Source organism: Pseudomaricurvus sp., assembly GCF_965662505.1.
In the GTDB taxonomy this organism is placed as follows: domain Bacteria; phylum Pseudomonadota; class Gammaproteobacteria; order Pseudomonadales; family Cellvibrionaceae; genus Pseudomaricurvus.
Window position 1 is genome coordinate 1 of sequence record NZ_CBFIHX010000026.1, and the last position, 14,304, is coordinate 14,304.

12 protein-coding genes are annotated in these 14,304 nt (G+C 50.4%); 4 read left to right on the plus strand and 8 right to left on the minus strand.

Translation table 11 applies throughout. The features are described from left to right. The 8 genes from ACTG33_RS05450 to ACTG33_RS05485 form a co-directional block, all read right to left on the minus strand. A partial coding sequence (locus ACTG33_RS05450; RefSeq protein ID WP_439134183.1) for a TonB-dependent receptor occupies positions 1-2,534 on the minus strand: 2,534 nt, incomplete at its 3' end. A 366-nt stretch (positions 2,535-2,900) separates the two neighbouring features. After that, the gene (locus tag ACTG33_RS05455) at positions 2,901-4,229 is read right to left on the minus strand and encodes an amidohydrolase family protein (protein ID WP_439134184.1); all 1,329 of its coding nucleotides are present in this window, start codon (positions 4,227-4,229) and stop codon (positions 2,901-2,903) included. A gap of 108 nt (positions 4,230-4,337) precedes the next feature. Beyond that, positions 4,338-5,045 (minus strand): DUF2889 domain-containing protein, encoded by a 708-nt coding sequence (locus ACTG33_RS05460; RefSeq protein ID WP_439134185.1) that lies wholly within the window; start codon positions 5,043-5,045, stop codon positions 4,338-4,340. 7 nt (positions 5,046-5,052) lie between these two features. Continuing rightward, complete coding sequence (locus tag ACTG33_RS05465; protein WP_439134186.1) at positions 5,053-6,213, minus strand: thiolase family protein; 1,161 nt, start codon at positions 6,211-6,213, stop codon at positions 5,053-5,055. A gap of 1 nt (position 6,214) precedes the next feature. Further along, positions 6,215-6,619 (minus strand): Zn-ribbon domain-containing OB-fold protein, encoded by a 405-nt coding sequence (locus tag ACTG33_RS05470; protein ID WP_439134187.1) that lies wholly within the window; start codon positions 6,617-6,619, stop codon positions 6,215-6,217. A gap of 5 nt (positions 6,620-6,624) precedes the next feature. Next, a complete protein-coding gene (locus tag ACTG33_RS05475; RefSeq protein WP_439134188.1) occupies positions 6,625-7,878 on the minus strand; it encodes a cytochrome P450 in 1,254 nt (417 codons plus the stop codon). Positions 7,879-8,010: 132 nt separating this feature from the next. Further along, positions 8,011-8,826, minus strand: a complete 816-nt coding sequence (locus tag ACTG33_RS05480; protein WP_439134189.1) for a coniferyl-alcohol dehydrogenase — start codon at positions 8,824-8,826, stop codon at positions 8,011-8,013. Positions 8,827-8,915: 89 nt separating this feature from the next. Further along, positions 8,916-9,119, minus strand: coding sequence for a ferredoxin (locus ACTG33_RS05485; protein ID WP_439134190.1), 204 nt, complete (start codon positions 9,117-9,119; stop codon positions 8,916-8,918). Between the two features lie 391 nt (positions 9,120-9,510). On the opposite strand from ACTG33_RS05485, the gene ACTG33_RS05490 reads away from it, so the two are divergent. From ACTG33_RS05490 to ACTG33_RS05505, 4 genes are all read left to right on the plus strand, one after another. Next, complete coding sequence (locus tag ACTG33_RS05490) at positions 9,511-10,281, plus strand: hypothetical protein (RefSeq protein ID WP_439134191.1); 771 nt, start codon at positions 9,511-9,513, stop codon at positions 10,279-10,281. Positions 10,282-10,350: 69 nt separating this feature from the next. Beyond that, on the plus strand, positions 10,351-11,106 hold the full coding sequence (locus tag ACTG33_RS05495) for an SDR family oxidoreductase (RefSeq protein ID WP_439134192.1): 756 nt from the start codon (positions 10,351-10,353) through the stop codon (positions 11,104-11,106). Positions 11,107-11,115: 9 nt separating this feature from the next. Continuing rightward, positions 11,116-12,762 (plus strand): FAD-dependent oxidoreductase, encoded by a 1,647-nt coding sequence (locus ACTG33_RS05500; protein ID WP_439134193.1) that lies wholly within the window; start codon positions 11,116-11,118, stop codon positions 12,760-12,762. A 69-nt stretch (positions 12,763-12,831) separates the two neighbouring features. Continuing rightward, entirely contained in the window at positions 12,832-14,298 is a 1,467-nt protein-coding gene (locus tag ACTG33_RS05505) for an aldehyde dehydrogenase family protein (RefSeq protein WP_439134194.1), read from the plus strand. The last annotated feature ends 6 nt before the right edge of the window (positions 14,299-14,304 follow it).

Sequence of the window (14,304 nt, forward strand, 5' to 3'; positions counted from 1 at the left end):
TAGGCAGCCCAGAACACATCGATCACGTTCAGACCACCCAGAACATATTCCTCATCAGCGACATTGTTCATGTAAGCCGCAAAATCAAAATTCGAGCCCATGATGTTGCGCCAATCATAACGTAGATTCCAAACGCCGTAGGAGTCCACTTGAGAAACGCTTTCTGCCAACTCTACATTGTCATCGGTCCAGCGCGCCGCCGGATTGACAATACCGTTACTCTGGAATTCGCTAAAGTCACCCGCCAAAGCATGTGTCGTCATGTCGTCTTGCCAGTAGTAACTGGCCGTCACAGACATTTCACCTAAACTCGCGTCCATCGGAAACGTATAAGTGGCGGCTGCCGTCATGGTATTTTCAGGAATATAGACAAAGTCATTATCTGAAGTATCGAAGGTATACAAACCACCAGCGCCATCAGGAACACTTGACTCGTTTTCTTTGTATTCAGCATCAACAAAAGAGTAAGACAAACTTAATGATAAATTGTCTGTTGGCATTGCAGTGATATCTACCTCAAAACCACGGATATCAGCCTTGGCGGCATTCACTGTTTGAGTCGCCAAAGCGCCACCCACATCAATGGGTTTGGTTTGCTGAATATCTTCATACGCCTGCCAATACAACGCTGCGTTGGTACGCACAGGGACATCACCCAAACTCCAATCAATTTTGCTGCCCAGCTCATAAGTGGTTACAGCCTCGGGGTCAAACGGTTGAAGAGTTGAATCATCCGTGCCCCGCGAATTAAAACCACCAGCCTTATAGCCGGTGGACACACTACCGTACAATAGAATGGCATCACTCGGCATATAGTTAAGCGACAGGCGCCAAGTCGGATCATCAAATTCCTCTTCAACTGTACGCTCACAGGCATCACTCGGTAACGCATTGGCATTAGGGTTACGAGGATCAGTACTAGGAGTGACCCCCGGAGCATGGATAGCACAAGATAAGTTAGCCAAGCCTGCATTACTGGTAAATTTACGAACAGTTAACTCACGCTCATCCCAGCTTTGGCGTAACCCTGCAGTTAAAGACCACTCATCGCTAAAGCGATAAGTCCCTTCAGCAAAAAGGCCAGTCCCGGTATTGAGTGCAGTTGTACTGTTAACTTCATAAACCCCGGGGAAAGGGAAACCGCCAAAGGCAGGAATACCAACCCAACGCCCACCAATCTGCTGCAATGACTGATTACTGGTGCCTTCCATCTGAGACCAGTAAGCACCCGCAATCCAGTCTAAACGCTCATCAAATGCGGTACCCAGCAACTGCAGTTCGGCAGTGAACTGCTCCGCAATAGTGGGTGTCGCCTCAGTTGGATTATGGTCTGCACCGGTAATTCCCAGTCCATAACCACTATCTGTGTAATCCGGCGAACCGGGGCTATTGTTTGACGTAATGCTCCCTGAAATTGGCAGTAAAGTACCATCTGCATCATTGCCTGATGAATACTCAACTTTACGATAACCCAGAATATTTTTGACTGACAGGTTGTCACTCAGCTCAAATTCAACAGTATTTGAAGCAAACGTATTTTCTACCTTATCAGTAGAGTCTACATCTGATTTATATTTCCACGGATCATCCCTGTCTACAATCTCTTGAACGGCGGACAGATATTCAGGCCATACCGCTGCCATAGTCCCGCCACCCTGAGTAGAAGTATTCACCCCACGCGTTTGAGCAACTGGCGAACCAGATTCATTCTTATCATAGGACAGTACGGTTAAATTGCTCAGTCTATCGCCTAGATAGCTCACGCTTAATCGCAGACCTTCTGAATCTTCACCACGCGCCCTGTTACCATTTAATGAAGTATCGGCAATGTTTTCTTGGTAACCATCCCGCTCTACTTTGCGACCAACCAAACGCATAGACAGCTGATCAGTAATAGGTACATCAATGGCGCCCTCGATACTCATCAGATCGTAATTGCCCATTTTGGCTTCAACATAACCGCCTAGCGCATCCCCCGGACGAGTTGGAGTCATAAGGAGCGCACCACCAGTACTATTGCGACCAAACAATGTGCCCTGCGGCCCCTTCAAAACCTGTACGTTTTGCAAATCATACATCGCCAGGTTGGTACCTACCGAAGGCAACATTACGACGTCATTGAAATAAATAGGTGCTGCTGGGTCTAACTGAATAGCAGCTTCTGATGGACGCTGACCACGGATAGTTACCAGAGGTTGATTCGTTCCAGTACCGGCAGAGGAAATTCTTACAGATGGAACATGAGTTCCCAGGTCTTCAATTTGAGTAATATTCTGCTCACGCAGGAAATCCTGTCCCATTGATGTTACTGCAATAGGCACATCCTGCTGACTCTCTTCCCGACGACGAGCGGTTACAACCACTTCTTCAAGAAAGCGCATGCTTTCCTGATCCGATTGAGCCGTTACGACTGGCGCATAATTGATGGCTGCAATGGCCATGGCGAGACTCGCCAGAGGCATATGAATAGCATTTTTTCGGTGTTGCTTCGGCTTGTTATGACCGATTGTGTTCTGAGATGCCAAAGAATTCATTATATTTATATCTCCGTGTTGATCCCAAATTGTCTATTTTATTGTTATGAAAGCTGGTTACCGCTATAGCTTTTGATACTTTTTAATTTTACTGCTTAAACTGATTGGACTTACTGAAAAGACACTCTTTTTTATTAATTATCATGGTTTACAACCGTTGCTCTCAGATCAGATCTTAGGCAACAGTGTTGGTCATAAGCTACCCCCTTTCAGAAAGCGAGTCACGCACTTATTCCACCAGGGGCAAGAGCCAGTTCCTGCAATGCCAAGTAGCTGGAAAGGCGTTACCTTTTGACACGGTTTTCTCGATCCCCACACACAAAAACGGGGGCATAAAGCCCCCGTTTTTGCGAATCAACTTAAAGATTAAGCTGTTTTCTTAGCACCTTCTTTGGCGTGATGTTCAAACATGGTCATCAAGTCGCCAGAGACGATTCTGCGTGGCTCTTCGCCATCTGCCAGAGGCTTTTCGCCACCGTAGGACTGAGGTGTGGTATCAACACCGTCAGCTTTGGCTTGTGCACGCAGAGCACCTACTGTCAGGTCTTCCCGCTTGATGTGGTTGAACATATCAAAGTTGAACCAGTTCATAGCGTTCTTGTAGGTGATCTTGTCGATCTGAGTGTCAGTCAAATGCTGAATCGTTTTCCACAAGTGCTCTGGACATTCTGGCCACAGAGTATCTGAGTGTGGGTAATCCGTTTCGTAAGCCACCAGATCTTCGTTCACGTACTTCAGGTTATCCAGACCAAAGGCATCGTCAATGAAGCAAACCATGAAGTGCTTCTTGAAGATGTCACTTGGCTTCTTGCCCTGGAAGCTGGAGTTGGTCCAGGCTTTGTGACGCGAGTGACTGAAGTCAGCACGCTCCATGAAGTAAGGAATCCAACCCAAACCACACTCAGACAGAGCGATCTTCAGGTTTGGATAACGCTCCAACGCAGACAGGTTCAACCAGTCAGCAGCACCCACAGAGCTGGACATTGGCATGGTGGTGATCCAGGCCTCAATCGGTGTCTCTGGAGACGCGTGAGGAACCGGGTTACCAGCACCGATGTGCAGACACATGGTGATGTTGTGCTCGGAAATGGCTTTCCACATTGGCTCCCAGTAAGCATTGTGATTGCTTGGCAGACCTTGAGCGGTTGGATTTTCGTTCAGAGAAACCGCAGTACAACCTTTCGCGGCAATACGCTTGATTTCTTCAACGGTGGCTTTCATATCCCAGGTCGGCAGAATCGCACAGGGGATAAAACGGCCAGGGTAAGCCGCACACCACTCATCGATGTGCCAGTCGTTGTAAGCACGCAGGTGGATCAAAGACAGATCTTTGTCCGGCGCACGGTGGAAACGACCGCCATCGAAGCCCACAACAGTACCAAAGTTCAGCGAAGCAGCAATACCGTTCGCATTCATATCATCGATACGCTTATGAACGTTGTAGATACCTTCACGCATTTCTTCCAGGGAGTTAGGCTCCATGCCGTACTCTTCCATCGGGCGACCAACAACCGCGTTCAGCCCCACAGAAGGCATGTACATGCCCTGATAAGTCCAGAAACACTTACCTTTCTCATCGACACCGAACTGAGGAGCAGTTTTCAGATCGTCTTTCGACAGATGCTTCTCGAACATATCGGGGGGTTCAGTAATGTGATCATCAACACTGATGAGCACCATATCATTCATATTCATACTCTTCTCCTCATACAACGTATGCAGTTGCCAAAACCTGGCGTATTAACAATTTCCCTGAGATTAACACCGGCCGCTTCCCTCACAATGCCAGCGGTTTTGCTGTTTTTAGTGTTCCAATGGTACTTTCGCACCTTTACTAAAATCGTAGATGACTCCAACCCGTTTTGCCTCAACCGCTCGTTGCGGCTGAAAGGTATAACAGTTTGGAGGCATTTTTGTTGCGTCGGACTGTTGCTCCAGAGGAATACTGCGACCATGCGCAATCATGTTTCCCCAGCGCAGAAGCTTCGCGACTTCCTGCTCTGTTTCTGCCAGAGTGCGTATCCAGCCACCCAGCTTATCCAACCTTGTTCCTGCCAGCGCTTCGGGCTCAACAAGATGAAAATCCTTCTCGGTCCAACTTAACAGGGTATCCCCTTTTGACCGTATTTCTGCGTAGCGATTCCCTTCAATATGATCGGAAATCAGGATGTCATACACCAATTGGGTATCATCCAACGCATGATCGGCGGCTAATAACGCCAGATCATAAAGGTGAGTACAGTTAGTCTGCTTTTCACCTCTCTCGGAAAAACTTTGTAAAGCCACCCCCACAAAAGTGTCTTCCAACTTCTGCTGTGCTCCTGGACACGTTGTCCAGGGCGCCCTTTGCATGTCCGCCTCTACTGCCGTGACAAGCTCACCGTTGTGATGCAAGGTCACACTCATGCAGTGGTAATCGTCTTCAACTTCGCTGCACACCTTATTTTCATAAGGTGTGATGCGAAATCGACGCCGAAAGCCAGACACCTGATTCAGGTCTGCAGGCTTCATAACAGGCTTAATCTCTGGCTAACAGCAACGCTGTGGCTAATGGACCACCGCCAGACGTCGCTACAGCCACTTTAGGGTCGCCCTGAATCTGACGATCGCCACCCAAGCCGCGCAATTGTGTTACTGCTTCATGCGCAAAACCAAAGCCGTGCAAACGACCGGCGCCAATCTGCCCACCAAAGGTATTCAGTGGTAGCTCGCCGTTCAGTGCAATGCGCTGGCCGCCTTCAATAAATTTACCGCCCTCACCCACGTCGCAGAAACCCAAGGCTTCTAACCAAGTTAACGCGAGGAAACTGAAACCGTCATACAGTTGCACAGTATCCACATCGGCCGGGGTATAGTCAGTACGCTTCCAAAGGTCACGTCCGGTAGCATAAGACGCCATCCACTCAGCCTGATCCCAGCTGTGGCGATCAACACTGCCAGCCATCGCGGCAATACGAACCGGTGTACACTTCACTTCATCAACCGCATCACCGGCAGACACAATGATCACCGTCGAGGCATCAGTGTAACGATCACAATCGAACAGACACAGCGGTGAAGAAACCAACCGCGCCGACATGTAATCGTCCATGCTCAAAGGGTCACGCACCAGAGCGCGGGGATTGAGTGCCGCATTGGCACGATCCGTCAAAGAAATCTGAGCCAGCTGTTCACGAGTCAGTCCATATTTTTTCACGTGGCGCATGGCATACTGAGCGACCCAGTTGGCCGCCGATATAGCACCGAACGGCGCCAGCCACTGACTGTAGCTATCTACCCGGTCACGACGTGGCATGGGGTATTCGTCTGGCTTGCTGAACGCTGCTGCCTCATACACCGTGCGATAACAAATTACATGACGAGCCTGACCACACCGAACCGCGTCTGCTGCCGCGACAACAGCACCCAACTGTGACGTAATTTCACCACCGCCGGCGTACCAAGTGGCTTTGATGCCCAAAGCATCAATCAGCTCATCAGCACCAATGGGTGAAAAACCCAACATGCCTGAAGCACGTCCAGGATATGTGGATACCCCATCAATCTGATCAATGGTCAGACCCGACTCGTCCAACGCTTCTTTCACCGCGTCGACGGTCAACAGTAATGGATGACGCTCTAATCGAACACCAATCTCAGACTGACCAATACCTGTGATATACGCTTCATTCTTTGACATATCAGCTGACCTTCTCAAACAGAGGCAGGAAAACATCATCCTGCTGCTCAAAGGTCACTTGTACCTTATCTCCAATATCCACGGCATCAACTTCACAGCCAACCACATTACTGGTGAGGTAAACACCGGGCGCACCATCAATCGCAATACGTGCAATCACGTAAGGCACTTCAGCCTTGGGATGCCATTTTTGGTAGTTGACCGTAAAAGTATCTACCACACCGGTGCCAGCTACGGCTTTGGGGCCGACGTTTTCTGACAAGCAGTGGCGACACACAGGACGAGGCGGGTGTGTGAAATTCTGGCAATCTTCACAATAGTGAAGACGCAGTTCATTATCCGCTCCGCCGGTCCAAAAAGAACGATTGACGCTGTCCAGTCTCGGTAACATGCGTGGTGCACTCATAACAATCAGTTATCCCACTTCAAATAAACTTCATTCGGACCCCAGACGTGGCCGCCGTGAAACGTCAAAGGCTTGTCTGGGTCCAGACGAAACTCAGGCAGTCTTGCCATCATTTCTTCGTACAAAATGTTCAGTTCAAAACGCGCTAGATGAGATCCCAAACAACGGTGAGGACCAGTACCAAACGCAATATGCGCCTTGCCTTCACGGGCGAGGTTAAATTCTTCTGGGGAGTCAAACTCACTGGGGTCAAGGTCGGCTGTAGGTAACAACAAGACCGCCTTTTCACCTTTTTTCATTTGAACGCCTTCAAACTCTGTGTCGTCTGACAAAAAGCGTGGTGGCAAGGTAAAGGTGTAACGACGCAAAATTTCTTCAGTCGCTGCAGGAATTTTATCCGGATCGGCACGCAGTTCAGCTTGTAACTCAGGGTTCTTCGCCAGATGAATCGCGCCCAGACCCATACCGTTCACAACGGTATCCAAACCTGCAGCAAACAAAACCACACAGTAGTTTTGAATATCCCACAGTGTGGCTTTTTCACCATTAAATTCTGATTGCCACAGCAAAGAGATCAAGTCATCGCTGGGGTTCTCTTTCCGATCCATAATTGTTTCGTGCATGATGTCGGTCACTTTCTTCAAGCGAACCTGCACGTGTGCCGGATCAGAAATATTATCTTCAAAGTGCTCTTTGACCAGATCGCGATACTCACGCTGGCGCTCTACAGGCAGACCAAACATGCGCAGGAAAATCGTGACCGGCAGAGGCTCAGCAATGGCATCGACAAAAGCACAGCCACCCTTAGGCTTAACCGCTTCAATCAGCTCTACAGCCAACTCGCGGATACTGTCTTTCAATGCCGCCATCGCCTTGGGAGAAAATGCGCGTTGCAGCGGCCCACGGTACACAGCATGATGCGGTGGATCGTAAGTAATCGGCGCAGGAATTAAAGGTTTGGGTGCACCTTCAGGCAATGAAGCGATCATGCCATGAATTTGCTCGTAAGAAACCATCGCGTTACTGAAACGCTCGGTATCGCGGGACATGTTAAACACAGCGTTGTGCCCGGCAACCACCCAGTGACCTTCGTTACGTGGTGTCCAAAAAACAGGAGGAGCATTTTTAACCAGATCGAGAGCACGATCGTGTGCGTTTTCAATCATGCCTGGATCGGAAAACATATCGAAATCATACACCAATGACTCTGGTACATGATCAGGCTTGGGAACAGCAGGACTTAACGTAGATTGGCTCATCGACGGCTCCTCATACATTCAATTTAGGCCAGTAATTACTGGTTCTTTTATTCTGCGTCGGCCCACTCGCCAGAGTGGGCCGTTGATTCCTAAACACTTACTGTATAACCGGTTGCTTACCTGAATGGGCGCTTACTTGGAATTCGCCATCATTGCTGACAGATCAACTTGGCCGGTAGCCACGCCACCCATAAAGCCACCGTCAACAGGCAAGGCTACGCCATTAACATAAGAAGCTGCGTCACTGTTAAGGAACAACAGTGCAGTAGCCTGCTCTTCAGGAGTGGACGGACGATTGATCGGTTGCATGGCAGCGTCGATAACAGACTCGCCAGAAGCTTCTTTAAAGTGGCTCATCATTGGTGTAGCAGTAGGTCCAGGCATAGTGCAGTTCATGCGAATGCCTTTCTTAATCAGGTGTGAAGAGTTCATCATCGACCAAACGATAATAACTTCTTTAGAAAACGCGTAACCTTCTTTCACTTCGTCCAGGTGCTCTTCACACCACTTAACCGCATCGTCGTAACCGCGTTGCTGAAGCAGCTCCATGATGACTGGAATACGACGACTCCAACCCATACCACCGTTAGAAGAGATACTGGCAATGGCGCCACCTTCAGACATCAATGGCAGTACTTGCTCAGTCACGTAACGGGTACCGGCAAAGTTAACACGCATAACGTCAAGCGCAGGCGCAGTTTGTGGCAAACCTGCACAGTTAAACAGTGCATCGACTTTACCGCCGATCTTGGCAATGGCCGCCTCAACAGTAGCCGGATCACGCAGATCTACCAGATTAAAAGACGCCAGATCCAGCTTAGACTCTTTAAAGTCGATACCGTGAACTTCAGCACCCTGCTCCAGCAGTAGACGAGCCGTTGCTTCACCCATACCAGAAAAACAACCGCTGACAATTACTCGCTTACCCTTATAACCCAGATAGTCCATTTCCAATCCTCTGCTAAATTATCGTGTCTTATTGTTCGGTCTTACTCATTGATTGTGTCGTGCACGTTCAATCTGAACGCGCCTGACTTCTATTCTTCGTCGTCTTCAATAACCTGAATCACACGTTCAGGACAGGCTCTTGCCCCCCGGCGAGCAAGCTGTTCCATACCAGCAGGCACATCAATCTCTTCAACGGTTATATAGCCGTCGTCATCAAGAATATAGAGGGTTTCGGCAATAGCGGCACAACGTGCATTGCCAGCACAGTTAGCTTTATCAATACGGATTTTCATCACGATCTCCGAACCATTCGCTCTTATTACAGGCTATGCCCTGATCCAGTCGAAGTATACTGGCCAAGGGTGCTATTTTTGATTTATTATACATCAATGGTGTTCAATAGCAATAATGCCAATGGGCTCTAAAAGGCACTGAAACACGGCGTTCTACAAGGCATTCCAAGGCCTGAAAAGGCTTGAGGATTGGACAGTGTTTTAGAGGCATCTACTCGCTAATCGGGGTCTGTTAAAACACCCTCTACAGTTGTAGCTGTCAAAAAGGGTGTTGTAAATAAATGCTATCTATCTGGTATTTGCTGCAGCGTGTCTGTATCTATACAGCCTGATAAACAGAGACGGCCCCAAACCAGAATCGGATATATCGACTAATCAGGACAATAAGAATATGGCTTTCTACACAACAATTCATTTACACAATGTCTCTGCCGGTCACGAAGCCGAATACGCCAAATGGTTCGACGGCGAGCACCAGACCGAGCTGGCCGTCCTGCGTGGCTACAAGGGCTCAGAGCGATACGAAGTCGCCAAAGAGCAAATCATGCCAGACATTCCGCAGCCGTGGCGCTATGTGACCGTTTACGACTTTGAAACAGATACTCCTGAAATCGATCTTCCTGCTCTGGCGCCAATGCTGGCCAAGGTGCGGGATAAAGGCTGGATTGCCGACGATACCGCCGAGCGTATTTATACTTATGATTTGTTTGGCGACTGGAAAGCCAGTCCCAACTGGCAACAAGACAAGCCACTTTCTGGCGTTAGTATCATCCTAGGGAACTATGTGGCTGGTCGCTACGAGGAGTATCAGGAATGGTACGAGAACGTTCACAGCGTCGAAGTCATTAATGTGCCCGGCCACGTGGCCATGAAGCGCGGCGAGCTGTCTTCTGTTCAACTGGAACCACGTCATTACTGTCCAGGCGACCAACTGGTTCTCTGCGCCCAGCAATCCGACGACTTGATGTTTACACTCAAAGACTTCAGCGCCAGAGCCCGTGGTGTAAGCCCCAGCGGCATCGCCATGGAACCTCGCTCACAGGCAGGCTCATTTGCTCGCACGGTTCACTACTTCAACAAAGTCAGTGGCACTGAATTTTGGCCCGGCGGTATTGCCTACGATGGCGACCTGTCCGTCTACCCTGAAGAGTGCTTTAAATAACAGATCCTTAACTACACTCTACTCAAAATAATTAAGTGGCCCGAACCGGTCACGCGGAGGAGCTTCACAATGTCGAAAGTTATTGTTATCACCGGTGCCGGTGTCGGATTGGGCCGCGCACTGGCTCGCCGTTTCGCCTCAGAGGGCCATCAGGTTGTCCTGCTGGGTCGCACACTGGCTAAGATCGAGGCCGCGGCAAAAGACATTGGTGACGCTGCCATGGCAGTAAGCTGCGATGTAGGCAATCCTGATTCAGTACGCGAAGCATTCGCGGCTATCAGCGAGCGCCACAACAAGGTAGATGTTCTAATCAACAACGCCGCCATCTTTGAACCTTTCCTGTTGCAGAATGCCACTGACGCGCAAATTTTGAACGCCGTTAACACCAACCTTGCCGGCCCGATGTTTATGATTCGCGCCGCCGTTCCGATGATGGGCAATGGCAGTCACATTTTTAATATCACCAGCGAATCTGTGGACATGAACTTCCCGCACCTGTCTGTGTATCAAGCCAGCAAAGCCGGCGTTGAACGGTTGAGCAAAAGCATGGACACCGAACTGGAAGCTCAAGGTATCCGGGTTACGAATGTACGTGCCGGACAGATGTACGAGGAAGGCAAAGTCTGGGAAGCCGCACCGGAAGACCAGATGGCATTCGCCAAAGCCGCTGCCGAACGAGGCATTAATTTGCGCGAACGCCCTATTTCCCAGTTCGATTCCGTAGTGAACGCTTTCTCTGCACTGATTGATCTGCCAGCGGATCTGCACGCTGATTCAATCTCTCTGCACGCGCGCAAAGCTCAGCCAAACTCGACACGTGATTAAGGAAACCGTATGAGCAACAGTTTTGACTTTGTGGTGATAGGTAGCGGCCCGGGCGCACTCTGTGCTGCTCTGATGATGCGTGACGAAGGCAAAAGCGTAGTCGTTCTGGAAAAAGCCGACCTGTTGGGTGGCACTACCGCCACCTCCGGTGGCGTTATGTGGATTCCCAACAACCCTTATATGAAAGAACAGGGAATCAGTGACAGCCGCGAACAAGCCATTGCCTATATGGACACTGTCATTGGAGACAGTGAGGATACCCCTGGCACCAGCCACGAACGCCGCGTCACCTATGTGGACGAGTCCCTGAATATGCTGGGGTATCTGACCGGCAAAGGCTTAAAGTTCCGTCGCATTCCTTCCTGGCCGGACTACCATGCTGCCGATGGCGAATCTGAAGCTGGACGCACCGTTATTTCTGAACTGTTTGATCTGAACCAGCTGGGCGAATGGAAAGACAAACTGCGTCCGGGTTTCCTGCCACTGGCAGGATACATCGAAGAAGCCATGCAATTACCCACCATGAAGCGCTCGCTGAAAAGCTTCGGCACCTTATTGAAAATGATCGGCCGCACGTTGGGCACTCGCCTGACAGGCAAGCATTACGCCACCGCCGGACAAGCACTGCAGGGTCAACTGCTTCACGCTGCTATTCAGGCAGGCGTCGACATTCGTACCGGTTGCGGCGTTAAAGAGCTTGTGGAACAAGAAGGTCGCATTACCGGTGTCGTCACTGAGAAAGGCGATCGCTTTGACGCAAACCTCGGCGTACTGATCAATGCCGGCGGCTTCGCCAAAAACCAGCAAATGCTCGATCAGTATCTGCCCGGTGCCAAGACCGAATGGTCTGGTGCGAATGAAAGCGATACCGGTGAGATGATTGAAGAAGGTGCTCGTCTCGGCGCCGCCATTGCTCAAATGGATCAACGCGTTGGCTACCCGGTCACCATGGTGCCGGGCAAAGATGCCCCAGTGTATATGCAGAGCGATCTCGCCAAGCCCCACGCGATCCTGGTAGACCAACAGGGCGAGCGCTTTATGAAAGAAGCCGCTTCCTATATGGAGTTGTCGAACGGCATTCTTGAGCGCAATCAACAAACTCCTGCCATACCCAGCTGGATGATTTTCGACAGCCAATACACAGCGCTGTTTATGCTGGCCGGCACCATGCCCAATAAGAAAAAACTGGAAGCCTGGAAAGCAGAAGGTTTTCTGAAACAGGGCGAAAGCCTTGCTGAACTCGCCCAAAGCTGTGGCGTTGAAGCCTCCAGCCTGGAAGCCACTGTCTCTCGGTTTAACGGTTTTGTCACATCCGGTAAAGATGCTGACTTTAACCGAGGCGCTCATGTCTATGACAACTGGCTGGGCGATCCGCTCGCTAAAGAGGGATCGAAGACTCTGGGTAAAATTGAGCAGGGGCCTTTTTATGCTCTGCCTATTTACCCCGGTGACGTCAGCACCTTTGGCGGCCTGGTAACGGATAGCGAGGCGCGTGTCTTGCGTGAAGACGGCAGAGCCTTCGAAGGACTCTACGCCACCGGCGTTTCCACCGCATCTGTAATGGGCAAGAAAGCCACAGGCGCTGGTGCCAGTATCGGGCCATCACTGACCTGGGGCTATGTCGCAGCCAAACACGCTTTAAGTTCGAACAATTAGATACAGAAAAGCAACAACTCAACCCGTTCAACACATTTTGATTAAACCATTTTTATGTAGGAGAGAACCATGGACACATTACCTGATGCCTTGCTGTACATTAACGGCGAAATGCGCGCTTCAAGCGACAACAGCTTCTTTGATAACACCAACCCCTGGACCGGTGAGTCCTGTGGTCGCGCCGCTGACGCAACCTCTGGGGATGTTGAAGAAGCGATCGCGGCTGCCCGCAACGCTTTTGATAACACCGACTGGTCAACCAACCACGATGAGCGCTACGCGCTGGTTTGCAAATACGTTGAGCTGATGATTGCCAATCGTGAAAAGCTGGTACAAATCTCCCGCCTTGAAGCAGGTGCTGCCATCGGTGCTGCTGCCCGCGCACAAATTGACGGTGCATTGAACGGTGCCAAAGACCTGCTGGAATGCTACAAGCAAGTTAAGTGGGAAAAAGATCTGGGTATCAAGACCGAAAACGGTTCTGACACTAAACGCATCGTGACTCAGGAAGCCATGGGCGTGGTGGGCGCAATCACTCCCTGGAACGTACCTCTGTACGTAAACGTCGGTAAAGTGATCGCCGCAATGCTGGCTGGTTGTACTGTGATTCTGAAGCCTGCTCCCGATACCCCGTTGATGGGTTCCATTATGGGTGACCTGGCTGTTGAAGCCGGCCTACCGGCTGGTGTTTTCAACGTCATCACTTCTGCTGACCCTGCTATGGCTGGTGAAATGCTCACCACTGATCGTCGTGTTGATTTGATTTCCTTCACCGGTTCTACCGCTGTCGGTAAACTGATCATGAAGAACGGTGCCGAGTCTCTCAAACGTGTATTCCTGGAACTGGGCGGCAAGTCTGCATTCATCGTTTTGGAAGATGCACCTAACTTTGCGCAAACCTGCATGGGTTCTCTGGTTGTGTTCCACGCTGGTCAGGGCTGCGCCTACCCTACTCGTCTGCTGGTGCCGAAAAGCCGCTACGACGAAGCTGTTGGCGCTCTGGACATGGCCTACAAAGGTTTCGCCGAGAAGTGGGGCAAGTTCGAAGAGCCAACCTGCATCATGGGCCCGGTTATTTCCAAGAAGCAGCAAAACCGCGTTATGGAATACATTGAGATCGGTAAAAAAGAAGGCGCTCGCCTGCTGGCCGGCGGCAACGCCCGCACCGACATGGGCGGCGGTTTCTTTGTGGAACCAACCTGTTTTGTAGACTGTAATAACGACATGCGCATTGCTCGCGAAGAGATCTTCGGCCCAGTACTGGTCGTGATTCCTTACGAGGATGAAGAAGATGCAGTCCGTATCGCCAATGACAGCGACTACGGTCTTGGCGGCGCCGTGTTCGGTCCAACCGATCGTGCTTTAGCCATGACCAAACGCATCCGCGCTGGTGCTCTGAGCGTCAACGGTGGAACCAGTATCACTGGCGACCTGCCTTTCGGCGGTTACAAGCAGAGTGGTATGGGCCGCGAGTGGGGCCTGGAAGGTATCGAGGAATTCCTCGAAATCAAAGCCATCGGTATTCGCGCATCTTAATGGTTG

What these genes read in the sequence shown, in the direction of transcription:
- ACTG33_RS05455 (WP_439134184.1), bottom strand. Translation starts at nt 4,229, where the DNA reads ATGAATATGAATGATATGGTGCTCATCAGTGTTGATGATCACATTACT.
- ACTG33_RS05460 (WP_439134185.1), bottom strand. Translation starts at nt 5,045, where the DNA reads ATGAAGCCTGCAGACCTGAATCAGGTGTCTGGCTTTCGGCGTCGATTT.
- ACTG33_RS05465 (WP_439134186.1), bottom strand. Translation starts at nt 6,213, where the DNA reads ATGTCAAAGAATGAAGCGTATATCACAGGTATTGGTCAGTCTGAGATT.
- ACTG33_RS05470 (WP_439134187.1), bottom strand. Translation starts at nt 6,619, where the DNA reads ATGAGTGCACCACGCATGTTACCGAGACTGGACAGCGTCAATCGTTCT.
- ACTG33_RS05475 (WP_439134188.1), bottom strand. Translation starts at nt 7,878, where the DNA reads ATGAGCCAATCTACGTTAAGTCCTGCTGTTCCCAAGCCTGATCATGTA.
- ACTG33_RS05480 (WP_439134189.1), bottom strand. Translation starts at nt 8,826, where the DNA reads ATGGACTATCTGGGTTATAAGGGTAAGCGAGTAATTGTCAGCGGTTGT.
- ACTG33_RS05485 (WP_439134190.1), bottom strand. Translation starts at nt 9,119, where the DNA reads ATGAAAATCCGTATTGATAAAGCTAACTGTGCTGGCAATGCACGTTGT.
- ACTG33_RS05490 (WP_439134191.1), top strand. Translation starts at nt 9,511, where the DNA reads ATGGCTTTCTACACAACAATTCATTTACACAATGTCTCTGCCGGTCAC.
- ACTG33_RS05495 (WP_439134192.1), top strand. Translation starts at nt 10,351, where the DNA reads ATGTCGAAAGTTATTGTTATCACCGGTGCCGGTGTCGGATTGGGCCGC.
- ACTG33_RS05500 (WP_439134193.1), top strand. Translation starts at nt 11,116, where the DNA reads ATGAGCAACAGTTTTGACTTTGTGGTGATAGGTAGCGGCCCGGGCGCA.
- ACTG33_RS05505 (WP_439134194.1), top strand. Translation starts at nt 12,832, where the DNA reads ATGGACACATTACCTGATGCCTTGCTGTACATTAACGGCGAAATGCGC.